Raw genomic sequence first — 24,442 nt, 5'->3', positions numbered from 1 at the left:
CATATCGTGGTCCGTCCTGTTCGAAGATGTGCGCACGTATGCGTAACCTGATCAAATCTGAGGAATCAAATGAAAAATCAAGTCGTTCTTATCACTGGAGCCCTGACAGGTATCGGCCGCGCGGCCGCATTCGCCTTCGCGAAGAAAGGAGCGCGGGTGGTTGTGTCGGGTCGACGCGACGAGGTAGGCGAAGCGCTTGCGCGTGAACTGCAGGAACTCGGAACCGAAGCTGCGTACATCCGCGCGGACGTCCGGAACGAAGAAGAAGTAAAGAATCTGGTGGCACAGACGGTTTCACGGTTTGGCAAGCTGGATGTTGCGGTGAACAATGCCGCAACCGAAGGGCAAGTCGGGCCGATCACTGTCCAGACTGCGGAAACTGTAGCGGCGACGTTCGACACGAACGTCGTCGGTGTGGTACTCAGCATGAAGCACGAGATCCTTGCTATGCAGGCCAATAGTGGCAAGACCAAGGGCAACATCATCAACATCTCGTCGACCTATGGTCACCGCGGCGCAGCGTTCGCTTCCATCTATGTTGCTGCCAAACACGCCGTGGAAGGGATCACCAAGTCTGTCGCGCTTGAAGTCGCAAGCTCAGGCATTCGTGTGAACTGCGTCTCTCCGGGCCCTACGGACACCGGGATGTTGACTCGCTTCACGGGCACAGCCGAGAACAAGGCGGGCCTTGTGAAGCAAGTCCCGCTTGACCGCCTTGGCTTGTCGGAGGAAGTCGCCGATGGCATCGTGTTCATCGCCTCGGACGAAGCCAGGTTTATTACAGGTCACAGCCTCAACGTAGATGGCGGACACACCGCGTCCTGACCGGAACTGGGGCACATCAAGGTTCCCAGCTTAAACGGCTCCTGAACGAGTAGCAGAAACATCCAGCGTTTGGCGCGAGACGCACGCAACAACAAACCTCCTTGTTCAGATAGCAATTGCTATCGGGCCCGGTTTGACGTTCGCTGGCTAAGCAGCGAACGATGGGCCCTCTACTGACCACGCTGAAGTCTGTAATGACCAGCTTGCGGCGTCCCGGCCGCATTGAAGGCACATGCGACTTCAGCGTGGCCCCATATCAAGGCATAGAATGGTGTTCTCTCTGTACGATGTGTCAATTCCAGTCATGATTCGCGGTTTAGGAATCATGTCGCAATATTTTGAACAGGCTTCTGCGTTCGCCGCGGAAAATAACATCAACCCGACCGTCCTTGTCGAGGCACGCCTCGCTCCCGATATGCTTCCTCTCGCGGGCCAGGTGCAACGCGCAAGCGACAACGCCAAGGGCGCCATCGAACGCCTGACAGGCAGGGAAATGCCCAGCTTCCCGGACAATGAGACCACGTTCGCGGATCTGCAGGACCGCATCAAAAAAACTATCTCGCTTCTCGAAGCAGTCAAGCCTGACGAGATCAAAGATAGTGAAGACCTGCATGTCGAGATGCGCTTTGGCGGCGTGGACAACGTGCTGCGACGCGACACGTACGCGCTTACTTTCCTGCTACCAAGCTTCTTCTTCCACGTCACCACGATGCACAACATTCTCCGTCACAACGGTCTAAAAATTGGAAAGGTAGATTACATTGGCGCGTTGACCCGCGTCGAAGCATAACTCGTCAATTAAACTCAGAAAGCCTCTGCGCGGGACCGAAAGTCCAGCCCAACCAACAGGCCACCGACCAGCGCGTCCCGACATTGATCCGGCAGGCTGACTGAAGACTTGTCACAGTCTCGTTACAGGTCAGGTTGGCTGCCATCGGGTGACTTACGGCGGGACGCAGACCATTGATCCGGCTGTCCGCTGGTGCCTCTGAGGGGCTCGATGAAATTATTTGAAGCCGTATCCAGTCATGTAGAAACGGTAGACGAAGCCGCTGGAAATTCATCGCGTGAGGCCCAGATCGACCAACGATACTGGCGCGCGGACTCTTTCTCTTCGCTGCAAATTTTTCCTTAGAGGCAACTCGACTTCCTCAGCAATGGATATCAACAAGATTTACAAAGCCCTAGCAAGCCCGTTACGCCGCGACATCCTCGCCTGGCTCAAAGCCCCGTCAACCAACTTTGACGAGAAATACGTGCCATTCTCGCACGGGGTCTCCGCAGGTCAGATTCACGAGCGGTGCGCCGTGTCAAAATCGACCGTTTCGACACACCTTGCGATTCTTCACGACGCCGGACTGGTGACATCGCTTCGGGTCGGGCAATGGATTTTTTTCAAGCGAAATGAGGATGTCGTCAATACCTTCCTCAATGAATTAACACAACACCTTTAGTTTTCGCGTCGCACCAGCACTTCCGATCGTGTGGTGGGACTGAGCGGTAGATTCTCAAGAAATTACATTGCCGGCAAGAATCAGTGCTCCGACCGCCCAACCCCGGAGTGCCGACTGCACAAGCCGGGCTTCTATTGGTCGTTCAGTAGCGCATCGCGCAGCGGCGGTCCCTTCGGTTCCCAGCCAAGAAGAAGCCGCGCATTCTTCGCGCGCACCCGGGCGTTGGTGGAAAGTGCAATGTATGCAAATTCATCTAATTCAGCGAACGCCTCGCCTGCGTTCCAGGCAAACGTCCTGCTATCAAAACCAAGTACGTCGCTGCCCACAACCGTAATTTCACGAAAGCTGCCCTCGATGCGACGAGGTCATGACAGTCCTTCAGTCACGCTGCGATTATTCATTTGGATCGAGCAGTGATTTCAGCGTAGCCGCTGTATCGCAGCCTGAAAATAGGCTACGCAGGGGGTTCTGTTCCGAACGCTGACAGTGCCTTGGCTCCATACGCGCTCGGATGGAACCAGCGTTATAGACGTCCGTTTTTCGATTGAAGGGCAGTATTCCCCTGTCCCCTTCTTACCGTGTGGCACAGCCTCGGCCGCGCCCTTTTTTAACCAGATGGCAGTCGTGTCTTTGTAGATCTCGTCAATTCTCGAACCAGATCGTAGTACACGAGTGAACGTCTGGTTCCTCAACGGATCTTACGAAAAGGACCAAGCGTTTCTCCGTCGACGGCGGACGCAGCATCTTGAAGGAAGACAGATTCGTCGCATCATCGACGCTCTTTCCCTGCAAGTAGTTTGCGCCATCCCAGCCTTCGCCTTAAGACACCGGTGATTCAACAACCGCCATCAGCGAACGGCGGTTCCCCTTGCCCCGTTGGAATTGCCCGACATTCGGTACACGGCAGCTTCCAGGATTACCTCCCGCGAGTTTTGTGGTTCAGACCTACTCCACCAAGGGCGGTAGACTTCGTCATGTTTTCGTACGGGCTCGCCGCTCAAAGCGCAGTATCCATTCCGCCTGGCACGTGCCCGATGCCATAACTGATAGCCGTAAAGGCACTTTCCCGGATCAGTCCAGTGAACGACAATCGTGCTATTCGTTGGCTTCCCAATTATCTTAATGACGGCGGTCGGCAGGTGGCGCTCTTCCCCCGAATCGAGATTGAATGACCGCACTTTCTGGCCATGCGTCCCGTCCGACGGAGCACCGCCGCGAAACGGCTTTGCGGAACCAGTCTTCTCCATGTAAGCCGCGGATTTCGAAAACGCTGCCAGTGCCTGGACAGTTCGAAGCCATGCGTCACTCGTTTTTTCTACCGAGCCCATACCGACACCACCACGAAATAATGAAGACCTTGAAATTCAAACGCGATGTAACTGGTGCGCCATTGGCTAGCCACATAGTTGCGCCCTATCGATAAATATTATTTTCGTAGGCATTGCGCTCCGATAGGGCCAACCGCAAAGAGGCCGCCAAAGTCCACTGCTAGTGAACAGCGTCCGCGTGTCTGGCAAGGCGGCAGCTTCGACGCAGCTGGCTCATCACCCGCCAGCGGAGTGACACCACGCTTGTCGTAGATAGGGTGTCAAACTTAGCTATCGGAATTTTTTTGATCAAGACCTAAGACATGAATTCACAAATTGCCCATTCCCAACAATCTCGCCGGCACAGTTACGCACTGGTCGTGTTTCCCCGGTAGTGCCTTAGTCCACATTCCGGCGACTCTTATGAAAGAGGCCTTACGGGTACCTATATGGAAAGTTCGTTGCAGTAGTTCCTGAGAAAATTGACTGCGGATGCCCACTACTGTTGCGCACTGGTCTGCCTGTCTTTGAGTCGGAGGTGAACCACGCAGGTAGTCTGCTGCATGTGCCAATACGGATGTTTTTCCGTATTGGCACACCTGAGATTCCCATTAACAGATCACAACGCTCGAGCTGCGCTGCCTTCACCTGCCTTTCATCCCCAGCCTGAAAGCCGAGGTGTTCAGGCTAGCCGTGGATAAATCGCTGCTGGAGCGAGATCCACGCGGCGTCATGCGCTCCACGCGAGCTCCAGAATTGCACGCAGGTCCGCCGCCGTCCGAATTGGCCGGAGATTGTTCAGTGTGACCATCGGATGCTCCAGAGCCGGACGGATCATCTCGTCTACCTTTTCACGGCTCAGACCTTCGGTCGCTTCGAGAGCGCGGTCGAGGTCATCGAGGGTGGCCAGGGGAAGGTCCGCCTGGGAATTCCCCGTTGCTGGATTGAGCACCGGGCGCGTGTCCCGGCCCTCACTGGTCAACCATTCACCGCCTATGTACAAGCCCAGTGATGTGTCGTACGTCGACTTCATGATGAGAACCTTTCGAGTCTTGGTCAGGCGCGACCAGCAGCTGCTTCCTTTTCAGATTGAAGACGCAACGATGTGATTGCGCAGCACGCCGATGCCTTCAAATTCAAGCTCGACCATGTCACCCACATTGAGGTACGAGTCGATTTCCAACCCAGAGCCATTGGAGAATGTGCCAGTGCCAATAACTTCACCCGGGTAGAGCGTCTCCGACTCCGAGACGTAGGCAATCATCTTCTCGAAACTATTCAACAGGTAGCGCCCGTTCGTTTCGGGCCTCGCGACACCGTTGACACGAGCGACGGCTCGCAGCTCGTAGGGGTTAGCAATCTCGTCTGCGGTGACAATCCAGGGTCCGATAGCTGTGCCGTTGTCGAAAGACTTGCTCTTTGACGGACCGAACTCGTTTTGCAATTCTTCGAACAGGCGGTCACGCGCGCTGAAGTCGTTGAGGATGGTGAAGCCAAAGATGTACGTGCGCGCCTGCGCCTCTGATATATTTTTGCCCTTCTTTCCAATAACGGCGGCCAGCTCCAACTCGTAGTCGAAGAATTTTGTGTAGGCGGGCCGAGGAATCTCCGCCTCGGGACCACAGACGCTAAAGCGGTTGGCCATGTAGAAGACTGGCTGCCGCCTGTAAATCGCGGGAATCTCAATGGTCGACGGGTCCACAGGAGCAGGGTCGCTTTCGCCGGCCATGCGCGCGATGATGTTTCGTCGCTGGTTGAACGCAAGCTTCATGTGATTTTCATCACTATGGAAGTCACGCAGATTCTGGGGAACAGGGATGGGTGCCAGCAATCGAACCTGCTCCAACGACACGGCACCAACCGCAGCAGCCAGACGAGCCCGGGCGGTTGCCAAACCATCTTCACCTGCATCAATTAGAGCAAGCATGTCGCTGTAAACATCACCAAGCGGCACCACCGATTTCAGGTCTGCGGTCAATACGCCAGGCTGTGCGTCCTTTCCGGGAATGACGAACGTTGCCAATTTCATGTTATCTCCAAGATTTTTTGGGGAGCACGCCAACACATCGTTCCGTCACGCTCCAATTACAGGGATGGCTTCGAAGTTGCACTTATCGGGCCAGCCATTCAGCTCGACTGGAGCCCCGCGCCACTAGCGGTGTGTTATAAAACTCTGGCGTCCCGGACATGCTCACCTGGTCCGTTACACCCTGATAGTGACCGAGCGGGGTATCGACCTGGAATGTCTCGGGCGACCGATATTCGTGAAGGCCCGGGGTCTTCGCGACTGCTCTGGCATAGCCCTTGTCAAAGATGCCCATCTGGATACCCCATAGCGCGAGTCGTGTGAGAGATACGCGAATACGATAGCTCCCACCTTCAATCGCCCGGCGCTTGAGTGCGGCCATGACGGCCACGGACGAAATCCAGGAGGTCACGTAGTCGTTCACCACGAAAATTTCCGGCAGTTTGGGACTCGACATCGAACCTTCGTGAACAAAAAATCCCGTCGCGCCACCTGCCGTCTGGTCAAAGCCGATGCGGTTAGCCCATGGGCCTTTTGCCCCGTAGACCGAGACTTCGACATGAATCATTCCTGGACGACGCTCAGCCAGCTCCTCAGCTGAGAGCCCGAAGTTGTCGAGGTAGCCAGGCCGACGATTAGCGAAGAACACGTCAGCATCGGCAGCCAATGCCTTCAACTTTTCCAGGCCGTCCGGACCGCCATACTCAATCAACGATGAGCGCATCCCGACGTTGGACGACAGGTAGAGCATGTCGAGTTCATACTCACAGGGGCGCCAGATGTTGAGCACGTCTGCACCATGCGCAGCCAGCGCACGACCGATACCAGCGCCTGCAATCACGTGACCAAGACCTAGCGCGCGCGCACCACTCAATGGCGCTGTCGGGTTATCGGTGAATCGTTCCGGAGCGCTGTCACCAATCTTGTCGATGCTAAAGAGAGGCTCGTTTTTCAAATATGTGTACTGCTCGAGCTCGAGAAACTCAGCAGTGTTCCTGACGACAGTTGCCTGCAGCCCTGCCCGATTAGCAGCCTCCTCCAGTTCGAAGGAATCCCACTTGCGCGTGACCGCGCTGATGGCAGACACGCTGTCGTGGCAGCCCAGGAAGGCCAGCGCCGCCGTTCTCAGCCGCGGGTAGTAGTTGTGAAGCTGAATCCAGCGGCCGTCTCGCGTGGGATACATCCGATTCGGCCAGAACGGCATGCCTGGGTCCGCAGGATGTGCAGGAGGGAATCCATTCAGGAGCTCCCACTTCTTGTCATAGAACGGACAGAGTCGATGAAGAGCCTGCCCGAGGTCTACCTTCAGGTCCTGCCCTTTCCCACCACGAAAGCGCCAGATGTCCGCAGCGGAAACCGCCTTGGCCATCAGACTCACCGAAGACATCGTTGCGAGGGCAAGCGGGCTGGAGACGATGGGGTCGCGGCCAACAAATTCTATCGACCCGCCGGCCGAATTCGCATCGAGCCCCGCCAACCCCAACACGGAGCTGAGTTCGTTATGCGGGTCAATCGTCTGGTCATCCGTTATAGGGTTAACCAGCACATGCCTGAGCCGGCCATCGAGGTCAGAGGATTGATGGTGGGATGAGCCGTGCGTGGCTTGCGCTGGAATTTCAGTTGCCGATTCAGCCATGACGGGCGTCGGATTTTCGAGCATAAAGTTGCCTCATATAGTCTTGTTTCGCATCGCTTCTTGCGTGCAAAATGCTTGGTGCATCAGAGAAATACTACGCCCGGCGGGACGAAACAAGAAAGACGAGTTGGGACTATCGTCATGCTTCAGAGGCATAGCCAAAAATGGAACTACGACACCTGAAATTCTTCGTGGCTGTTGCCACCGAGGGGAGTTTTTCGAAGGCCGCGCATTTGCTTCACACATCCCAGCCGTCCCTTGGGCGACAGATTGGCGACTTCGAGCTTCACGTCGGCGTCCCATTGCTCGTACGTGACTCACGTGGGTGCGTGCTCACACCGGCTGGCCACGCCATGCTCGAACAAGCGCGGATAATCCTGTCGCAGGTCGAAACAGCGAAACAGGTCGCTCGGCAGGCAGCACTGTCAGAGAAACAGTCACTGACCATCGGCTTTATCTCTGGCTACGAACTGGAATGGTTTCCCAAGGTCATTGAGATGTTTCGGCCCGAACTGGAAACTGTCGAAATCGCGGTTCAGAGTCGAATGGCACCGGAATTGACGCAAGCGTTGGTCTCCGGTGAAATCGACGTCGCCCTGCTGAGGGTCGACATCAGACCAAGTGACCTCGTCTTTGAGCCACTTTTCACAGAGCCTCTTCTCGCGGTGATGCCAGTCAATCATCGGCTGGCGTCATCATCGGTCCTCGATGCAAAGAGCTTCGACGACGAACTCATGATTAGCATGGCCAAACGCACTTCGCCTACGTTGCGCCGCCTCTCCGACAACTACCTCGCTCACTCATCGGTAACAGTACGGCGAGGTCCGGAAGCGGAGAATCTGACAATGGCGGTGGGGTTGGTACTTTCCGAGCAGGCTGTATGTCTTATGCCTCGTTACGTGGAGCGCCTGCTGCCACCAACGATGACTTTCCGGCATCTGCGTGAGCCAGCGCCGACGATTGAGATGTTCGTCGGTTACAGCAGGCTGCGCAGCAATCCGTTGCTTGAGACGTTCCTGTCGCGCGTCCATGCAGTCGGGAAAGCGTACGAGGCCGAAATCTCAAAAAGCCCCGACTGAGTGCGGTCGAGAACGCGCGCGTCCGTGTCTATCTCTGGGATAGGTATTTCACTGTGCTCGTCTGCAATCGGCGCCGATAATCCGCAAGCCAGACTGGATAGTGTTTGAATCCGATTTGAGATTTGAGAAATCCGTCGTAAAGCCGTTAACTCAGTGAAATAGCAATCACACACGAATTCTGATCGCAGGAATTCTGTTCTCGCGACCATAGCGCCACGTAGCGCTATGCGAATACCTCAAGGCAAAGAGCGGTTTCATCAATCCCGTTCCTCACCACCCCATTCGCAATGCCCAGGTAAATATGCTTCAATCGGGATTCTCGCATGACGAACACGGGGGTTTTCGATGAGAGTCGATCCAGTATCGCTGAAGCTTTTCCTTGCGGTTGCCGAGCTGGGCACGATCGCCGCGGCGGCTGAACGGGAGCATATTGCAGCCTCCGCAATTAGCAAACGTATCTCCGACCTCGAAGCCATCCTCGCGACCGAGCTTTTTGCCCGGAGCAACAAGGGTATCCAGTTGACCGTCGCCGGCGCCGCGCTTCAGAACCTTGCGCGCGGGGTGATCAACAACCTGGACAACGTATACGCTTCCATGCGCGACTTTTCGAGCGGGACACGTGGGTTGGTCCGCATTTTCGCCAACGTGTCGACGATCGCGCAATTCCTTCCGCATGACCTTCAGGCCTTTGTCGAGAAGTATCCGCTGGTGCAACTGCAACTTGAGGAACAGATCAGCACTGTTACGTTGCGTGGTGTCGCACAGAACGCAGCCGATATAGGTTTTTATGCTGACCTTGGAAGTCAGCCTGATGGCGTGACGATCATGCCGTACCGCGAGGACCATCTGGTCGTCGTCGCACCTCAGCGACACACGCTAGGCCGTCCCGCGTCCCTAACAACTGCGGACCTGCTCGAGCACGATCTCATCGGACTTCAAACAGGTAGCTTCATCAATCTGCAGTTGATCAAGGCCAGTAGCGAGCTAGGCCTTCCTGTGAAATTCCGGATGCAGGTAAACAGTTTTGACGCGGTCTGCCTGATGGTGGAGGCCAACATGGGGTTAGGAATACTGCCAAGAAGACTGGCCCAGCGCTACGCGAAAACCTTCGCCATCAAACTCGTTCCGCTACATGCTCCGTGGACCACGCGCAAACTAAACATTTGCATTCACTGCCATGTTCGTGCAGGTCAGGCAGCTTTCCGCTTGATCCGCTATCGGTACGTTGAGGCCCTGTTGGCGGAACCGCTTTGTTGCCTTTTCTCTCCCGCCGCTCGCTGCGTCGCTGTTCCGCACGCTTCACGACTTCTTCCAGCGATTGCACGTGTTCGGGGGTCGAACGACCAAAGCGCTTGCTATAACAGTGCGCGATAAATTCGGCGAGGGGGCGCTTCCACGGCTCCTGCTGGTCGTTAGCCAGTGATACGAATTTTCGGGGATTCAATCCCAGTTCGCGAGCCATCTGGATATGAATATGGCTCAACCTGAAACGCTGCCGCGCATCAAACCAGGGTTGAAGTTTCGGTGGTGTCCGCATTACTGCTCACCTCTGCGCCAACTCACTGCAGTCAATCGCTCCACCGCCGCGTAGTAACGCGCCTGCGAAGCAGCAGCATCGTCGTTCTGATCCGCCTTCAAAATGCCAAACAGATTCTCTGCGACAACTGAGCCGATCGCGTGGATAGCATCGTGTCGCGTGAGGCCCTGTTTCCTGAGGCGATCCATCGCCCGGACCACGGACTCAAGGTCCAGGGCCATCTGGTTTTCGACGATCACATGTAGCGCGGCATGTGCCGTGAGGTTGGGAAGCTTGATACGTGCGACGCGATGCCAGGTTTCAATGAGAAGAATCCGCTCCTGTTCGTCAAGTTCAAGCCATGATTCAGGCTCGGGCCCGCGCTCCGGGTTGTACGCTTCCATGATGTCAATCCTGTACTGACTTCTGTTCATCGTAAAAATGCCGCCTGCCGTCGCGTTGCGCTTAACCGTACCGATTGAGCCCATGCGGAGGCATCGCGGGCGTTATACGCAGTTCGCCCCAACGCTCACCGAGACGCTCGATGTACGGACTGTCAACCCGCTCGAGTGCGGGTGAAAGCTTCTCGAGCAAAGACACGGGTTCTGTCGCAGTAAGCCTATCTGTTATGGTGGTCGGTCCCGAGACAAGCGATGTAACGAATGATCAACACCCCAAACGCCACTGTGAGCAAGGCGCTAAAACGGCTGCATTACCCGCTGGATATAATGCTGACATGCGTACGTTGGTACGTTGCCTATCCGTTGAGTCTGCGTCATTTGGAAGAAATGATGTCCGAGCGAGCAGTGTCGGTCGATCATTCGACGGTGCACCGGTGGGCTATCAAGTTGCTGCCTGCGCTCGGCAAGGCATTCGGACCGTGCAAGAAAAAGGTCGGTCGAAGTTGGAGAATGGATGAGACCTACATCAAGGTCAAGGGCGAATGGAAGTACTTGTATCGGGCCGTCGATAAGGCCGGCGACACAGTTGATTTCCTGTTCTGCGCCAAGCGAGACAAGGCAGCGGCCCGGCGGTATTTTGAAAAGGCGATCGCTGAAAACGGCGTACCGGAGACGGTGATGATCGACAAGAGCGGTGCGAACCTCGCAGGGCTAAATGCGATCAATGCTGATCGCGAAGTGCCGATCAAAATTCGACAATCGAAGTATCTGAACAACGTGGTGGAGCAGGACCATCGAGCGATCAAACGCATCGTACGACCAATGCTAGGATTCAAGAGCTTTCGTTGTGCCCGCATCATTTTAGGCGGCATCGAACTCATGCACATGATAGCGAAAGGGCAGATGAAGTGTGACGATGGACGGCATCGTTCAGTCGCCGAGCAGTTCTACGATCTTGCAAAATAAGCATTCCTATTCGTTTTGCCCTGCTTCTTTCTAATTTCCTTACTGCGACAGAGCCGCCGAGGCGGCGTCCCATTCGCCTCGTCGCTCCAGATCAGCGACGAGCAGACTTCGAAATAAGGCAAGTTCCCGATCGCCGTACAGTTTGCAATACTCGCCGAATATTTCGGCGATTGCACGATTGCGCGTGGCCGGGCTTAACGTGCTGCTGGCGTAGGAGCGACCACGCGCCAGTTCAAGCATGTAAGCCGCGCGAGCGTTCGCCATGGCGGCGCCGACAGTTTTTCCCATAACATCAGGTCTCCGCTTCGATTTGCTCCTAGACGTGCCGCTGCATAAACAGGTCGTTCAAAGACTTCTCCGCTCGAGCCTTGCCCACACGCCTAATTTAACGCCCATTCGCTGAAGGAAAACTTAAGTTAGAAGACGGCCTGAGACAAAGGGTAGTGGTGCAATCTCGGTAGGCGGCCGAGAAATAGCCCATATTTCGGATACCTCAACGAGCTGAAAGAACCGCCATCCAAATCGAGGGCGAAGTGGTGTCTTTGAGGTGCATGCTGGTGAAATCGAGCTGACCTTTGCGAATGCGATGCATCAGTTCGATGCCGGAGAGGGTAACGGCGGCGCTGCGGAACCGCTTGAACCCGAGCATCACATTCACCGGCGATTTGATGTGGCGGTGATCCTGTTCAATCAGGTTATTCAGGTACTTCGAGGATCGCAATTTCGTTCGCCTGGGTAGCGACCCGTCGGTCTTCATCTCGCGGACCGCCCGATGAGGTGCCGCGTAGCCGTCCAGCGTGATCGTCTCAGGAGCGCGTCCCTGAGTCCTGATTGCCTTCGCGAAGAACGCCTTTGCAGCCGCCACGTCGCGCCTGGCGCTGAGGCGAAGATCGATCGTCTTTCCCGCTCGGTCAACGGCGCGACAGAGATAGGCCCATTTGCCGCGAATCTTCACGTAGGTCTCGTCGACCCGCCACGACTGACCGGCTGTCGTAGCCAACCGATTCCAGCGTTTGACGAACTCCGGCGTGTAGCGCTTCACCCAACGCAGGATCGTAGTGTGGGCAAGGGACAGGCCGCGCTCAGCCATCATCTCGACCAGATCGCGTAGGCTGAGCTTGTAGCGCAGATACCAGCGAACACACAGAATGATGATCTACCGATCAAAATGGCGTCCGCCGAACAACTCCTCCAGACTCTTCAGCTTGTTCATCGCCGGACATCAGTTCTTTTCGTTCCGACCACTCTAACCGATTCGCCGATCCCATTTGCACCAGAGCCGCTTGACGGTCACGACGCCGTGTGCATCGGGCATGCACGCGGCGCTATTCATTGGGTTTGCACAGTACAACTTCGCAGCCGGGCGTCGCGTCGTTGAAACGGATCGACATGCCGTGCATGCCGGCCACCGCCAGCACAAGGCTCAGACCGAGCCCGCTGCCGGGCGTGTGACGGCTTGACTCGCCGCGATAAAAGCGCCGTAGCACGGCCTGCTGTTCGGCGGGCGCGATGCCTGGCCCGTCGTCCGAAACGGCGATGCCCGCGCCGGTCTTGTCGCGGAACACTGCGATCCGCACATGGCCGCCGTGCGGTGCGAACTTGATGGCGTTTTCCACCAGATTCGCCAGTGCCTCGAATAGCAGATTCGGATCGCCCTGGATCTCGAGCGGCCCCGATACCGTTCGCTGCAGTTCGAAGGCGATCTGCTTGTCTTCGGCAGTCGGATCGTAGAACTCGAACACGTCATCGGCGACGGCGGCCAGATCGACCGTTGTGAATCCCGCGCGGCGCACGCCGCTTTCGATCTCCGAAATGCGCAGCAGCGCGTTGAAGGTGCGCAGCAGCCCGTTGGTCTCAAGAATGGTTTCATCAATTGCCGCCCGATACTCCGCTTCGGTTTTGGCGCGGCGCTGCACACGTTCGAGCCCGCCGAGCATGCGGGTGAGCGGCGTGCGCAGATCGTGGGCAATGGCATCGCATACGCCCTTGACCTCGTTCATGAGCCGCTCGATTTCGTCGAGCATGCCGTTCACGACGCCGACGAGGCGATCCACGTCGTCGCGTTTCGAATGCACCGGCAAACGCCTGCTGAGATTGCCCGCGACGATTTCCTCGATCGAGGCGGTCACCGCATCCAGCCGCCGCATGGCCGATATGCCGATCAGGCTCGCCCCGACCAGGCCGATCACGAGCGTGATCATGGCGGTGGAAAGCAGCGCGTGCAGCAGTTCTTCGTCGAAGTGGTCGAGCTCGCGGGTGTTCTGGCATTGCAATGCGATGCGGCTATCCGGCACGCGCGCGGCGATGCATCGGCCGGGCGGGTGGCCGGGCAGCTTCGCGAGCCGCATGGAAAACGGTTGGTCGAAGACCGGGATAGCCGGCTGATCGCCCGCGTAGCCGCCAGCAAGATGTTTGCCGTTCGCGTCGAACAGGCCGAACGGGCGCTGGTGGCGCGGATCGAACTGGTGTTGATGTTCGAATCGCGCGACCAGTTCGTCGGGTTCTTCGCGTTGCAACTGGGCGTGCTCGCGAATCAGCCAGTCGTCGATGCGCTCCTGTTCGAAGCCGGTGATCTCGCGGTACAGGTAGCCGAATAGCAGTATCGCGATCACGCCGAACAGCATCAGGAACAGCGTGGCGAGGCGAAAACCGGTGGTACGGTGCAGGTCAGTCAGGCGCATGGAGCATGTATCCCGAACCGCGCACGGTATCGATCATCGGAGCCGTCCCGTCCGGGTCGAGCTTCTTTCTCAGACGGCTGATGTGCACGTCGATCACATTGGTCCGCTCGTCCAGCCGGTAGTCCCATACCGCCTCGAACAGCATGGTGCGGCTCACCACCTGGCCCGCATGCTGCATCAGGTATTCGAGCAGCCGGTATTCGCGTGGCAAGAGCGGCACCGGGCGGCCGGCGAAGCTCACTTCGCGCTTGAGCGGGTCAAGACGCAGCGGGCCGACCTGATACTCCTGCACGCCGGGCGCCGCTTCGCGCCGGCGCATCAGCGCGTCGAGCCGGGCGGTCAGTTCGATGAACTCGAACGGCTTGGTCAGATAATCGTCGCCGCCGGCGCGCAGACCGCGCACACGTTCGTCGACCGCGGAGAGCGCGCTCAGAATCAACACCGGCGTGAGCACGCCGGCGCTGCGCAACGCCGCCAGCATGCCGAGCCCTTCGAGTCCGCCCGGCAACATGCGATCGAGCACGATGGCGTCATAACTGTTGGCGACCGCGAGCATCAAACCGTCGCGGCCCGTGCGCGCGGTCTGCACCTTGCAGCCGTGATCGGTCAGCGCTTCGACGATCTCCGCGAGGGTTTGCTCGTCGTCTTCGACGACCAGTACGTTCGACATGCGTTTATCCAGAAGTGAGCGCGCGGCGAACCTAAGCGAGGCGGCCGCGTACACTACGCTCGTATCCACAATGTCCCGAAGTATGCCGTGCGAAGTTGCACAGGCATTTCGCGCCAACATTAAATAATTTTAATGTTGGCCTCATCAACCTGTTTAGCGTATGCGAATCCTGCTGGTCGAAGACGATATGCGCGCCAGCCAGTTTCTGGCGCGTGGCTTGAGCGAAAGCGGTCTCATTGTCGACACCGTCGCCGATGGTGCGACCGGGCTCGCCTACGCGCGCGAGGGCATTTACGACGTGATTGTGACCGACCGGCTCCTGCCTGCGCTCGACGGCATCGCTCTCGTGCGGCAATTGCGCGCCGGCGGGGATACCACACCGGTGCTGATGCTGTCAGCGGTTGGCGGGCTGAACGAACGCGTGGAGGGCATCCGCGCCGGTTGCGACGATTACCTCGTGAAGCCGTATGCCTTCGTCGAAGTGCTGGCGAGAATCGAGGCGCTCGCGCGGCGCGCGGATCGCAGCCGAATGAGCGAGCGGCTCGAATGCGCGGATCTGGTGCTCGATAACCGGGCGCGAACCGCAACGCGTGGCGGCCGTGATCTGCGCCTGCAGCATCGCGAGTTTCTGTTGCTCGAATGCCTCGCGCGTCGCGAAGGCCAGGTCGTGACGCGCAGCATGCTGCTCGAGGCGGCATGGAATTACGATTTCGAACCGCGCGGCAATATCATCGATATGCACATGCATCGGCTGCGGGGGAAAGTGGACTGCGATTTTCCGGTGGCGCTGATTCATACCGTAGTGGGGGCGGGTTATGTGCTGAACCCGCAACCTTAGCAGGCGCTTTGCCGCGGCATGGACGGCCTCGTGGACGCGCGCTGCGACGGCGCTTTGCGGCGCATTAAAATTTTTTCATCATTGGGCGAAAGCGCCGACAGGACCCGCTGACTAATCTGCCGACATTCCCATGTTGCCGGAGCGTTCTCCAATGTCAGGGCTGTCCCATCCGGCGCCGCTCGCGCGTGTCGTCAGTCCTCGGGCGCGCTATCCGGCGATGCGCGCTGCCGTGTGCGCCGCGCTGTCCGCGCTTGGCGTCGCGATGCTGGCCGGCTGCTCGCTCGTGCCGGCCTATCAACGGCCGAGTGCGCCGCTTGCGGCAGGCTTCGACGGCGCGGCGGGCGCGTCGCTCGCCGATACGGTCCCCATCAGGAGCGGCTGGTGGCGCGAATATCACGACCCCGCGCTGGATGCGCTGGTCGATCGCAGTCTGCACAACAACTTTACGCTGGCGTCGGCGATTGCGAGCGTCGAACAGGCGCGCGGCAACGCCGAGAAGGCCGGCGCGCCGCAGTATCCGTCGCTGTTGCTCGACGCGACCTTCGACCGCAGTCACCAGGGGCGTGGTTCGACCACCAAGACCCAGAGCCTGTTCGCCGAAGCCAGTTACGAGATCGACTTCTGGGGCTTCAACGCCGCCAACGCCAGCGCGGCCGACCTGCTCGCGCGCGCGTCCGAGTTCGATCGCGATACGGTGGCGTTGACGCTGACCGCATCGGTGGCGGACACGTATTTCCAGGTGCAGAGCCTGCGCCGCCGTCTGGCGATCGCACGGTCCATTTCCGACGATGCCGCGCGCATTCTGCAATTGTTGCTCGCGCAGCAGGAGGCGGGCGTCGCGACCGAGCTGCAGGTCCAGCAGCAGCGCAATGCGCTCGCCACCTTCCAGGCGGCGGTGCCGGCGTTGCAGCAACAACTGGACACCAACATCCATGCGCTCGCCGTGCTGGTGGGCGCCGCGCCCGAGCAGTTCACGGTCAACGACACCGCGCTCGCCGGCATCGCCATTCCGCAACCGGGTCCGAATCTGCCGGCCAGCCTGTTGGAGACGCGCCCCGATATCCGCTCGAAGGAAGCACAGCTGCAGTCGGCCAATGAGAGCGTTGGCGCGGCGCGCGCGGCCTTCCTGCCGAACATCGTGCTGACCGCCGACGGCGGGCTCAGCAGCAAGTCGCTTTCGCATTTCCTGTCGAGTCCGTTTGCCAGCCTCGCCACGTCGCTGGCCGCGCCGCTGTTCGACGGCGGCGCGCTGCGTGGTCAGTTGCACGCAAGCCAGGCCGCCGAAGCAAAAGGTGTCGCCGATTACCGACAGGCCGTCGTGACTGCGCTGCAGGACGTCGAGGATTCGCTCTCGGCGGCGCAACAGCAGCAACTCGCGGAAGCCGCCGACCAGACTGCCGCCGACGCCGCCCGCAAAGCTGCCACGCTCGCGCAGGCCCAATACAAGCTCGGCACCGTCGACTTTCTGACCGTACTCGACGCCCAACGCACGCTCTATCAAGCCGAAGACACGCTGGTGCAGGCGCGGCTCGCGCGCCTGCAAGCTTCGGTGAGCCTGTTTCGCGCGTTCGGCGGCGGCTTCGGCGTGACCGATAGCGGCACCGCTTCCACTTCTACGCCTTCCCGTTCATGAAACCTGCCGACCTTCCGAACCATGAGGCGCCCGGCGCGCGCCGTCGCGCGCCGCTCGTGGTGGCGTTTGTACTTCTTGTCGTGATTCTTGTCGCGTGGCTATGGCCACGGCATCCAGCCGTGAAGCCGGCGGCCGCGGTGCCGGTCAACGCCGGCCATCCAGTGAACAGCGACTTTCCAATTCGCGTGTCCGCAGTGGGTACGGTGCAGGCGCTCAATACCGTGGACGTCAAGGTGCGTGTGGATGGCCAGTTACAGCGCGTCGCCTTCACGGAAGGGCAGGATGTGAAGGCAGGCCAGCTGCTCGCCCAACTCGACCAGGGCCCCCTCACCGCGCAATTGCATCAAGCGGAAGCGGCGCAACGCAAGGACCAGGCCTCTCTTGATAACGCGAGGCTCGATCTCACGCGTTACTCGAAACTGGTCGGCATTGGCGCGGCGACCACCCAGGCCGTGGATACCGCGAAGGCGCAGGTCGAAGCGCTCGCCGCCACTGTCGCGGCCGACGCAGCGCTGGTGCAGAGCGATCGCCTGCAATTGAGCTTCACCACGCTCTTCGCACCGTTCACCGGCCGTGTGGGCGCGCGCGAGGCCGACATCGGCGCGATCGTGCATCCTACCGACGCGACCGGCATCGTCACCGTCACGCAGATGGAGCCGATCACCGTGCTGTTCTCCGTGCCGCAAGACGTGCTCCCCGATTTGCTCACGAATCAGGCGGCTGCGCCTTTGGCGGTGAACGTCACCACGCGTTCCGGCAGTACAGCGCTCGCCGACGGCACGCTTGCGTTCATCGATAGTACGGTCGATCCCACCACCGGTCAGATCAAACTCAAGGCCTCGTTCACCAACAAGGACCGCAAGCTGTGGCCGGGCGAGCTTGTGAATGCACGCGTGTTGTTGCGCACCGATACGCAACGGCTCGCCGTGCCGAGCCGCGCGGTCGTGAACACGCAGAACGGCACGCAGTTATATGTGATCGCCATGAATGGCACGGCGCAGATCCGTGCGGTGCAAACCGGCGTGACGGTCGACGGAATGACGGAGATACGCGGTGGCATCGCACCAGGGGATCTGGTCGTGTTCGATGGACAAAGCCGCTTGAACCCGGGGGTGCGCGTGGCGGCGACCACGGTGCCGACGGTCGCCCAGGCACCGGCCAACGCAAACTCGGCGGGCAGCCAGGCAAACCAGGACAATCCGTTATGAGCCTGATGGAACTGTTCATCAAGCGGCGCATTGCGACCAGTTTTCTTGCCATCGCGGTGCTGCTGGCGGGCGCGGTCGCGTATTTCATGCTGCCGGTCGCGCCCTTGCCGCAAGTCGATTTCCCTACCATCCAGGTTGTGGCGAAGTTGCCGGGTGCGAGTGCCGAGACCATGGCGACATCGGTAGCGACGCCACTCGAGCGACAACTCTCGTTAATTGCGGGCATCACGCAGATGACGTCGTCGAGTTCGCTGGGAACCACCAACATCGCCGTGCAGTTCGATCTGTCACGCGATATCAATGGCGCGGCGCAGGATGTGCAGACGGCGATCAACGCGGCCGGCGGCACTCTACCGAAGAATCTACCGAACCCGCCGACCTATGAAAAGGTCAACCCGGCCGACTTCACCTTGCTGTCACTCGCACTGACGTCGCCATCGCTCACGCTCACGCAGCTCGACAGCTACGCCGAAGACTATCTGGCGCAGCAGATCTCGCAGTTGCCCGGCGTGGGTCTTGTCGATTTCCACGGCCAGCAGCGGCCTGCCGTGCGTATCCAACTCGATCCGGACAAACTCACCGCGCGCGGCCTCACGCTGGAGGACGTGCGCTCGATCGTCGGCGTGCAGACGGTGAATGCGCCGAAGGGCAGCCTGAACGGCCCGGATCGTTCGGTGATTTTCAACGCGACCGACCAGATCACGACTGCCTCGGCGTATCGCGATCTGGTGGTCGCGTACAAGAACGGCGCGCCGATTCGCGTATCCGATCTCGGTACCGTTCTGAACGCTGCCGAAGACAACCAGCAGGCCGCATGGCTTCAGCACGAACGCGCGATCATCCTCGATATTCACAAGCAGCCTGGCTACAACGTCGTGCAGACGATTGCCAACATCAAGGCGAAGCTGCCTGCGCTGGAAGCGACGCTGCCCGCCGCCGCGCATCTGAATGTGGTGGGCGATCGTACGCAAACCATCAATGCGTCGGTGCACGACGTGCAGTTCACGCTGATGCTGACGGTCGCGCTAGTCGTGATGGTCATCTTCTCGTTTCTGCGCAACGTGTGGGCGACGATCATTCCGAGCCTGACGATTCCTTTGTCGCTGGTGGCCACGTTTGGCGTGATGTATCTCCTCGGCTATAGCCTCGACAATCTGTCGCTGATGGGGTTGACCATCGCGGTGGGTTTCGTGGTGGACGATGCGATCGTCGTGATCGAAAACGTGATGCGGCATGTCGAGGAAGGCGTGCCGCGCATGAAAGCCGCGTTGCTCGGCGTGATGGAAGTGCGCTTCACCATTGTCTCGATGACGATCTCGCTGATTGCGGTGTTCATTCCGATCCTGTTGATGGGCGGCATTGTCGGACGCCTGTTCCGCGAATTCGCGGTGACGGTGAGCGCGGCGATCCTGATGTCGGCGCTGGTCTCGCTGACCGTCACGCCGATGCTATGCGGCTGGCTGATCCGTCTGCCTGAGCCGGATGACACAGGGCACATGCGCAAGCTTGAGGCCTGGCTCGAAAGACGCTTCGTCGCGGTGGAGCGGCGTTACGAGCGCGGTCTCGATTGGGTGTTGAATTGGCCGAAATTGATGCTTGGCGTGACGATTGCGACGATCGTCGCGACGATCGCGCTGTTCGTTGTGATCCCGAAGGGCTTCTTCCCGCAGGAAGACTCCGGTTTGATCATGGGTGTCGCGCAGGCCGCGCCGGATATTTCCCCGCGAGCGATGTCTTTGAAAATGCAGCAACTGGGCAATATCATAGAAGCCGATCCAGCCGTCGATAACGTCTACTACTGGATGGGTGCGAATCCGACCGTGAGCCAGGGCCGCGTGATGATCAACCTGAAGGCGTTCGGTCAGCGCAAGGACAGCGCCGGGCAGGTGCTCAATCGCCTCAAGCCGCAGTTGGCGAAGGTGATGGGCATTTCATTGTCGATGCAGGTCCGCCAGGATATTCAGGTAGGTGGCCGCATCAGCGCCGCGCAGTATCAGTACACGCTGCAAGACCCGGATATCAACGAACTGAATCATTGGGCGGGGGTGCTGACCGACAAGCTGTCGAAGTTGCCGCAACTCGCGGACGTCACCTCCGACCAGCAAGCGGCCGCTACCAGCGCGACGCTCGTGATCGACCGCAGTACGGCCTCGCGCTTCGGCATTACCGCGCAAGCCATCGACGACACGCTCTACGACGCGTTCGGCCAACGGCAGATCGCAACACTGTTCACGCAGCTGAATCAGTACCACGTCGTCGAGGAAGTCGATCCGGGCTTTCAGTTGACCACCGACGCGCTCGCGCACCTCTACGCGCGTTCGCCGCTGACCAATGAACTGGTGCCGCTCAATACGCTCGCAAAGATGGAAAACAACGTGTCGCCGATTTCGGTGAATCACCAGGGGTTGTTCCCGGCTGTGACGATCTCGTTCAACCTGGCACCGGGGCAATCGCTCGGCAACGCCGTGACGGCGATTCACCAGGCCGAAATCGCGGCGGGCAAACCCGACAGCTTGACGGGGTCGTTCCAGGGCACGGCGCAGGCGTTTCAGGCCTCGCTTTCGAGCGAACCGTATCTGATCGCGGCGGCGCTCGTCGTGGTGTATCTGATTCTCGGCATCCTGTACGAGAGCGCGATTCACCCGTTCACCATCATTTCGACGCTGCCCTCGGCGGGAGTGGGGGCATTGCTTGCGTTGATGCTCTGCGGCCAGGATCTCTCGATCATGGGGATGATCGGCATCATCCTGCTGATAGGCATCGTCAAGAAAAACGCAATCATGATGATCGATTTCGCGCTTGTGGCCGAGCGTGAGCAAGGCTTATCGCCGCGCGAGGCGATCCGTCAGGCATGCGTACTGCGCTTCCGGCCGATCATGATGACGACGCTCGCCGCGCTGTTCGGCGCGCTACCGCTCGCGCTCGGTCATGGCGCGGGCGCGGAACTGCGTGTCCCGCTGGGCATCGCGATTGTCGGCGGCCTGATCATTTCGCAAATGCTGACCCTCTTCACGACGCCGGTGGTGCACCTGTGGTTCGACCGTCTGTCGCATTGGCTGGCGAAACGGCGCGCGAAAGGCAGCATGCTCGAGCGTGAATCGGTAGGTTGAGCGCCGGCGGCGCTCAACCTACCGATGCGCTCGCCATGCTCAGCGTGTCATGTCGGCAAGCATTCCAATTCTGCGGGACCGGCGCCGATCGGGCGCGGCGGTCCCTGCCTTCAGGCTGAACCTCGGGAGTGCGTTAATGTACTTTGGCGGCGGCCTCCCTGGTGAGCAGGCGTTGCGCCTGCTGATCGCCATTTCCTGCTTCCTGCGCGGTTTGAACCGACGTTTCGCTTGCTTCGGCCAAGAACGCCCGCGCGGTCGACGCTGAACTCGTAGTTCACGCGGCGGATGAGGTCGATGCTTGTGCGGTGCTTTGACCGATTACCTGAATGGACATCCCTATCTCCCGCAGAAAAACGTGTGTACTGCGTTCTGTCGATCGGCCTCGATTTGCAGTGTTTGAGCAGTATATTTTTTGTTTTTCGAAGTCCTTAAGCATCTGTTAAGGCTCGCTCAAGACGTCTCTTAACCACCCATTTCGCCGCTGCGATTCGGCGGATTCACCGGCTCTGTCGCAGTAAGGAAATTAGAAAGAAGCAGGGCAAAACGAATAGGAATGCTTATTTTGCAAGATCGTAGAACTGCTCGGCGACTGAACGATGCCGTCCATCGTCACACTTCATCTGCCCTTTCGCTATCATGTGCATGAGTTCGATGCCGCCTAAAATGATGCGGGCACAACGAAAGCTCTTGAATCCTAGCATTGGTCGTACGATGCGTTTGATCGCTCGATGGTCCTGCTCCACCACGTTGTTCAGATACTTCGATTGTCGAATTTTGATCGGCACTTCGCGATCAGCATTGATCGCATTTAGCCCTGCGAGGTTCGCACCGCTCTTGTCGATCATCACCGTCTCCGGTACGCCGTTTTCAGCGATCGCCTTTTCAAAATACCGCCGGGCCGCTGCCTTGTCTCGCTTGGCGCAGAACAGGAAATCAACTGTGTCGCCGGCCTTATCGACGGCCCAATACAAGTACTTCCATTCGCCCTTGACCTTGATGTAGGTCTCATCCATTCTCCAACTTCGACCGACCTTTTTCTTGCACGGTCCGAATGCCTTGCCGAGCGCAGGCAGCAACTTGATAGCCCACCGGTGCACCGTCGAATGATCGACCGACACTGCTCGCTCGGACATCATTTCTTCCAAATGACGCAGACTCAACGGATAGGCAACGTACCAACGTACGCATGTCAGCATTATATCCAGCGGGTAATGCAGCCGTTTTAGCGCCTTGCTCACAGTGGCGTTTGGGGTGTTGATCATTCGTTACATCGCTTGTCTCGGGACCGACCACCATAACAGATAGGCTTACTGCGACAGAACCGCGCTTCGTCCAGTGCGTCGACGAGCAATACCATGTGCGCGCTTGGTGGCTGGATCGCGTTGAGCGGGCCGACGACCGCGCGCTCAATGCGCTCGCCGGATCCGCCTGCGCGTCGTCGAGCCAGCGGCGTCCATCCGGGTCGGCTTCGACAGCCGAACGGTATGCCGGTACGGAGGCGGCGAGTTGCGCGGCGACGCTGCGGACGAACGTCGTCGGATTCAGCGTTTCGATCGTGTCGTGATGACAGAAGTGGTACGCAGCGATCTGCAGGCCGTGAGGATCTGACGAGAGTTCCGCCATGAAGGCCGAGTATCGTTGAGATTTTCTTCGCTTTAGCCGTAGCTCGCCGTCAAAGAATACCGGAGGCGAGCAACCCCTCAGCCACGTAGGGTCGCATTTTCCAGATCCATTCATCTTCAGGACCGTACGCGTCTTCGTCCAAGGCTATTGTGCACGTCATCAATCGCGAGCCATCCTTGCGCGTCGGCAAGTCTATGGGCATCTCTGCAAAGAGCATCGCACCAAGCAGTCCATACTGAAGATTGGCAGCGGAATAGTTTGCGTAGCCTGCGGCTTTCGCAAGCTGTGTAGCCGTAATGCTTCGATCAGATGCGTTCAGATGCGCTTTGAGCATGGCCTTGTGACCGGCAGTGAACTGGTGCGCAATGCGCACGAAGACCTTTGCAATCTCAGCGGCCGTCGGCTCGTCAAGCCGCGCAGCGGCAACCGAGATCTGTCGTTCGTATAAAGCGTCGCAGAGCGTGCTCCATACCTCGTGCAGCGTATCTTTGCTGATGTCGACAACTTTTTCGCCATCGCTCCACAAGACGCCCCGGTAGCCGGCGTGAATGGATCGTGCAACCAGGGTGTACGGCCCAGCTTTGATCGTCTTCATCTCTTCGGACATAGTTCCTCGCTCCTTTCAATTGTTTTCCGTCGCCAAGAAGGCGCTTGCGTGTCTTCACTTCTTTTAGTTTGCACGATCGCGTGTCCGAGCAACGATCCGTTTCGGACACGCGATTTTCGACAAGCCGCTTAGAAAGACTGCGCGGCCGCCATCGCGGCAGCGAATCGATCGAGAGTGCCATCAGGGCACGCCCCGCTTGGCGGCATGACCGACGCCGGAGTGGTACTCAGACACAGGCCAACACTTATGCCGTTTGGCAGATCAACCTTGCGCAATTGGCCGTAGGGCAGCTCGACGGTCCGGGCAACATCAACGTGTGAACTGAAAGGCGTGGCGCCCTTGGGAATCGACATTGTCACTGTCGACAACGGATGAGTCGAAAGGCCGTTCGTCAGGGTCTGGCTTGGGCCAACGTCGTAGGACACCGTAAGGGAGACAGACGCCTGTGACGCGGCGACCTGATGAACGGTTACGCGCACTGTCGGTTTCGCCACCCCCATCTTGCAATTCAGAGGACCGTCATCGCATGCACGAACCACAAACATGTCGGGCACGAGTTGCCAGTTCTTCCCGACCTGTATTGGCTGGTTGACGAGGCGGCCCAACGTCGGATCGCCTGCCGTCGAACCGCGCGAGGCGTCAACGAGAGTCGCCCACACCTGAGGACCGTTGGCCTCTTGCTGGACGCTGCTGCACCCGGCGAGCAGGCTGACGCACGACGCGATGATTGGGGCGATAAATTCACGACGCATCCTAGTTCTCCTTTTATTGATCGCTTTCGGTTATCGTCAAAAACCTCGCGATATTTAGAGCGCTGAATGAAAATAAATCGCAGCGTTGATCGTTGTCATCCTGTATCCGG

General features: G+C 58.8%; 23 protein-coding genes. 10 read left to right on the top strand and 13 right to left on the bottom strand.

Going from position 1 to position 24,442, the window contains the following annotated elements:
• Positions 1–69: 69 nt before the first annotated feature.
• From FVF58_RS45990 to FVF58_RS45980, 3 genes are all read left to right on the top strand, one after another.
• A complete protein-coding gene (locus tag FVF58_RS45990; RefSeq protein WP_149676201.1) occupies positions 70–825 on the top strand; it encodes an SDR family NAD(P)-dependent oxidoreductase in 756 nt (251 codons plus the stop codon).
• A 325-nt stretch (positions 826–1,150) separates the two neighbouring features.
• Positions 1,151–1,615, top strand: coding sequence for a DUF1993 domain-containing protein (locus FVF58_RS45985; protein ID WP_246217521.1), 465 nt, complete (start codon positions 1,151–1,153; stop codon positions 1,613–1,615).
• Between the two features lie 367 nt (positions 1,616–1,982).
• Entirely contained in the window at positions 1,983–2,279 is a 297-nt protein-coding gene (locus tag FVF58_RS45980; protein ID WP_149676199.1) for an ArsR/SmtB family transcription factor, read from the top strand.
• Between the two features lie 131 nt (positions 2,280–2,410).
• Here the strand turns inward: FVF58_RS45980 and FVF58_RS45975 are convergent, their stop codons facing one another.
• The 5 genes from FVF58_RS45975 to FVF58_RS45955 all read right to left on the bottom strand — a co-directional run bounded on the left by FVF58_RS45975 (position 2,411) and on the right by FVF58_RS45955 (position 7,272).
• Positions 2,411–2,605 carry a hypothetical protein gene (locus tag FVF58_RS45975; protein ID WP_149676198.1) on the bottom strand — a complete coding sequence of 65 codons (195 nt, stop codon included), beginning with the start codon at positions 2,603–2,605 and terminating at the stop codon, positions 2,411–2,413.
• 522 nt (positions 2,606–3,127) lie between these two features.
• Complete coding sequence (locus FVF58_RS55070) at positions 3,128–3,526, bottom strand: DUF3331 domain-containing protein (RefSeq protein ID WP_425469028.1); 399 nt, start codon at positions 3,524–3,526, stop codon at positions 3,128–3,130.
• A 790-nt stretch (positions 3,527–4,316) separates the two neighbouring features.
• Entirely contained in the window at positions 4,317–4,619 is a 303-nt protein-coding gene (locus FVF58_RS52055) for a hypothetical protein (protein ID WP_188131163.1), read from the bottom strand.
• A 51-nt stretch (positions 4,620–4,670) separates the two neighbouring features.
• The gene (locus tag FVF58_RS45960) at positions 4,671–5,615 is read right to left on the bottom strand and encodes a fumarylacetoacetate hydrolase family protein (protein WP_149676196.1); all 945 of its coding nucleotides are present in this window, start codon (positions 5,613–5,615) and stop codon (positions 4,671–4,673) included.
• An 82-nt stretch (positions 5,616–5,697) separates the two neighbouring features.
• Positions 5,698–7,272 (bottom strand): CoA transferase, encoded by a 1,575-nt coding sequence (locus FVF58_RS45955; RefSeq protein ID WP_223191229.1) that lies wholly within the window; start codon positions 7,270–7,272, stop codon positions 5,698–5,700.
• Positions 7,273–7,412: 140 nt separating this feature from the next.
• On the opposite strand from FVF58_RS45955, the gene FVF58_RS45950 reads away from it, so the two are divergent.
• Both FVF58_RS45950 and FVF58_RS45945 read left to right on the top strand, forming a co-directional pair.
• Positions 7,413–8,327 carry a LysR substrate-binding domain-containing protein gene (locus tag FVF58_RS45950; RefSeq protein ID WP_149676195.1) on the top strand — a complete coding sequence of 305 codons (915 nt, stop codon included), beginning with the start codon at positions 7,413–7,415 and terminating at the stop codon, positions 8,325–8,327.
• 345 nt (positions 8,328–8,672) lie between these two features.
• Positions 8,673–9,701 (top strand): LysR family transcriptional regulator, encoded by a 1,029-nt coding sequence (locus FVF58_RS45945; protein ID WP_149676194.1) that lies wholly within the window; start codon positions 8,673–8,675, stop codon positions 9,699–9,701.
• A gap of 162 nt (positions 9,702–9,863) precedes the next feature.
• Here the strand turns inward: FVF58_RS45945 and FVF58_RS45940 are convergent, their stop codons facing one another.
• On the bottom strand, positions 9,864–10,247 hold the full coding sequence (locus FVF58_RS45940) for a hypothetical protein (protein WP_149676193.1): 384 nt from the start codon (positions 10,245–10,247) through the stop codon (positions 9,864–9,866).
• 258 nt (positions 10,248–10,505) lie between these two features.
• Here FVF58_RS45940 and FVF58_RS45935 point away from each other — a divergent pair, with 258 nt between their 5' ends.
• Positions 10,506–11,210 (top strand): IS6 family transposase, encoded by a 705-nt coding sequence (locus FVF58_RS45935; RefSeq protein ID WP_149676192.1) that lies wholly within the window; start codon positions 10,506–10,508, stop codon positions 11,208–11,210.
• A gap of 39 nt (positions 11,211–11,249) precedes the next feature.
• Here the strand turns inward: FVF58_RS45935 and FVF58_RS45930 are convergent, their stop codons facing one another.
• The 4 genes from FVF58_RS45930 to FVF58_RS45915 all read right to left on the bottom strand — a co-directional run bounded on the left by FVF58_RS45930 (position 11,250) and on the right by FVF58_RS45915 (position 14,561).
• A complete protein-coding gene (locus FVF58_RS45930; protein ID WP_149676191.1) occupies positions 11,250–11,498 on the bottom strand; it encodes a hypothetical protein in 249 nt (82 codons plus the stop codon).
• Between the two features lie 205 nt (positions 11,499–11,703).
• Positions 11,704–12,366 (bottom strand): IS6 family transposase, encoded by a 663-nt coding sequence (locus FVF58_RS45925; protein WP_246217524.1) that lies wholly within the window; start codon positions 12,364–12,366, stop codon positions 11,704–11,706.
• A 169-nt stretch (positions 12,367–12,535) separates the two neighbouring features.
• Positions 12,536–13,891, bottom strand: a complete 1,356-nt coding sequence (locus FVF58_RS45920) for a sensor histidine kinase (protein ID WP_149676190.1) — start codon at positions 13,889–13,891, stop codon at positions 12,536–12,538.
• The gene (locus tag FVF58_RS45915) at positions 13,878–14,561 is read right to left on the bottom strand and encodes a response regulator transcription factor (protein WP_149676189.1); all 684 of its coding nucleotides are present in this window, start codon (positions 14,559–14,561) and stop codon (positions 13,878–13,880) included. Before FVF58_RS45915 ends, FVF58_RS45920 begins: the two co-directional genes overlap by 14 nt.
• Before the next feature lie 160 nt (positions 14,562–14,721).
• Between FVF58_RS45915 and FVF58_RS45910 the strand changes: the two genes are divergently transcribed.
• The 4 genes from FVF58_RS45910 to FVF58_RS45895 all read left to right on the top strand — a co-directional run bounded on the left by FVF58_RS45910 (position 14,722) and on the right by FVF58_RS45895 (position 21,350).
• Positions 14,722–15,399: a response regulator transcription factor gene (locus FVF58_RS45910; RefSeq protein ID WP_149676188.1), complete on the top strand. Its 678-nt coding sequence runs from the start codon at positions 14,722–14,724 to the stop codon at positions 15,397–15,399.
• A 151-nt stretch (positions 15,400–15,550) separates the two neighbouring features.
• The gene (locus FVF58_RS45905; RefSeq protein ID WP_223191228.1) at positions 15,551–17,032 is read left to right on the top strand and encodes an efflux transporter outer membrane subunit; all 1,482 of its coding nucleotides are present in this window, start codon (positions 15,551–15,553) and stop codon (positions 17,030–17,032) included.
• Positions 17,029–18,240, top strand: a complete 1,212-nt coding sequence (locus FVF58_RS45900; RefSeq protein WP_149676187.1) for an efflux RND transporter periplasmic adaptor subunit — start codon at positions 17,029–17,031, stop codon at positions 18,238–18,240. Before FVF58_RS45905 ends, FVF58_RS45900 begins: the two co-directional genes overlap by 4 nt.
• On the top strand, positions 18,237–21,350 hold the full coding sequence (locus tag FVF58_RS45895; RefSeq protein ID WP_149676186.1) for an efflux RND transporter permease subunit: 3,114 nt from the start codon (positions 18,237–18,239) through the stop codon (positions 21,348–21,350). Before FVF58_RS45900 ends, FVF58_RS45895 begins: the two co-directional genes overlap by 4 nt.
• A 557-nt stretch (positions 21,351–21,907) precedes the next feature.
• On the opposite strand, the gene FVF58_RS45890 is transcribed toward FVF58_RS45895, so the two are convergent.
• The 3 genes from FVF58_RS45890 to FVF58_RS45880 all read right to left on the bottom strand — a co-directional run bounded on the left by FVF58_RS45890 (position 21,908) and on the right by FVF58_RS45880 (position 24,332).
• Complete coding sequence (locus tag FVF58_RS45890) at positions 21,908–22,612, bottom strand: IS6 family transposase (protein WP_149676185.1); 705 nt, start codon at positions 22,610–22,612, stop codon at positions 21,908–21,910.
• Between the two features lie 410 nt (positions 22,613–23,022).
• The gene (locus FVF58_RS45885) at positions 23,023–23,580 is read right to left on the bottom strand and encodes a hypothetical protein (protein ID WP_149676184.1); all 558 of its coding nucleotides are present in this window, start codon (positions 23,578–23,580) and stop codon (positions 23,023–23,025) included.
• A gap of 128 nt (positions 23,581–23,708) precedes the next feature.
• Positions 23,709–24,332: a hypothetical protein gene (locus FVF58_RS45880; RefSeq protein ID WP_149676183.1), complete on the bottom strand. Its 624-nt coding sequence runs from the start codon at positions 24,330–24,332 to the stop codon at positions 23,709–23,711.
• Positions 24,333–24,442: the final 110 nt, after the last annotated feature.

The organism is Paraburkholderia panacisoli (genome assembly GCF_008369935.1).
GTDB classification, from domain to species: domain Bacteria; phylum Pseudomonadota; class Gammaproteobacteria; order Burkholderiales; family Burkholderiaceae; genus Paraburkholderia; species Paraburkholderia panacisoli.
Note: the sequence above shows the minus strand (reverse complement) of the source record. Positions and strands in the feature narration are given on the sequence as shown.

Coding starts and splice junctions, on each gene's coding strand:
- FVF58_RS45935 (WP_149676192.1), top strand. CDS start 10,506: ATGATCAACACCCCAAACGCCACTGTGAGCAAGGCGCTAAAACGGCTG.
- FVF58_RS45920 (WP_149676190.1), bottom strand. CDS start 13,891: ATGCGCCTGACTGACCTGCACCGTACCACCGGTTTTCGCCTCGCCACG.
- FVF58_RS55070 (WP_425469028.1), bottom strand. CDS start 3,526: ATGGAGAAGACTGGTTCCGCAAAGCCGTTTCGCGGCGGTGCTCCGTCG.
- FVF58_RS45990 (WP_149676201.1), top strand. CDS start 70: ATGAAAAATCAAGTCGTTCTTATCACTGGAGCCCTGACAGGTATCGGC.
- FVF58_RS45885 (WP_149676184.1), bottom strand. CDS start 23,580: ATGTCCGAAGAGATGAAGACGATCAAAGCTGGGCCGTACACCCTGGTT.
- FVF58_RS45950 (WP_149676195.1), top strand. CDS start 7,413: ATGGAACTACGACACCTGAAATTCTTCGTGGCTGTTGCCACCGAGGGG.
- FVF58_RS45900 (WP_149676187.1), top strand. CDS start 17,029: ATGAAACCTGCCGACCTTCCGAACCATGAGGCGCCCGGCGCGCGCCGT.
- FVF58_RS45895 (WP_149676186.1), top strand. CDS start 18,237: ATGAGCCTGATGGAACTGTTCATCAAGCGGCGCATTGCGACCAGTTTT.
- FVF58_RS45960 (WP_149676196.1), bottom strand. CDS start 5,615: ATGAAATTGGCAACGTTCGTCATTCCCGGAAAGGACGCACAGCCTGGC.
- FVF58_RS45985 (WP_246217521.1), top strand. CDS start 1,151: ATGTCGCAATATTTTGAACAGGCTTCTGCGTTCGCCGCGGAAAATAAC.
- FVF58_RS45915 (WP_149676189.1), bottom strand. CDS start 14,561: ATGTCGAACGTACTGGTCGTCGAAGACGACGAGCAAACCCTCGCGGAG.
- FVF58_RS45880 (WP_149676183.1), bottom strand. CDS start 24,332: ATGCGTCGTGAATTTATCGCCCCAATCATCGCGTCGTGCGTCAGCCTG.
- FVF58_RS45955 (WP_223191229.1), bottom strand. CDS start 7,272: ATGCTCGAAAATCCGACGCCCGTCATGGCTGAATCGGCAACTGAAATT.
- FVF58_RS45905 (WP_223191228.1), top strand. CDS start 15,551: ATGTCAGGGCTGTCCCATCCGGCGCCGCTCGCGCGTGTCGTCAGTCCT.
- FVF58_RS45930 (WP_149676191.1), bottom strand. CDS start 11,498: ATGGGAAAAACTGTCGGCGCCGCCATGGCGAACGCTCGCGCGGCTTAC.
- FVF58_RS45945 (WP_149676194.1), top strand. CDS start 8,673: ATGAGAGTCGATCCAGTATCGCTGAAGCTTTTCCTTGCGGTTGCCGAG.
- FVF58_RS45940 (WP_149676193.1), bottom strand. CDS start 10,247: ATGGAAGCGTACAACCCGGAGCGCGGGCCCGAGCCTGAATCATGGCTT.
- FVF58_RS45890 (WP_149676185.1), bottom strand. CDS start 22,612: ATGATCAACACCCCAAACGCCACTGTGAGCAAGGCGCTAAAACGGCTG.
- FVF58_RS45910 (WP_149676188.1), top strand. CDS start 14,722: ATGCGAATCCTGCTGGTCGAAGACGATATGCGCGCCAGCCAGTTTCTG.
- FVF58_RS45980 (WP_149676199.1), top strand. CDS start 1,983: ATGGATATCAACAAGATTTACAAAGCCCTAGCAAGCCCGTTACGCCGC.
- FVF58_RS52055 (WP_188131163.1), bottom strand. CDS start 4,619: ATGAAGTCGACGTACGACACATCACTGGGCTTGTACATAGGCGGTGAA.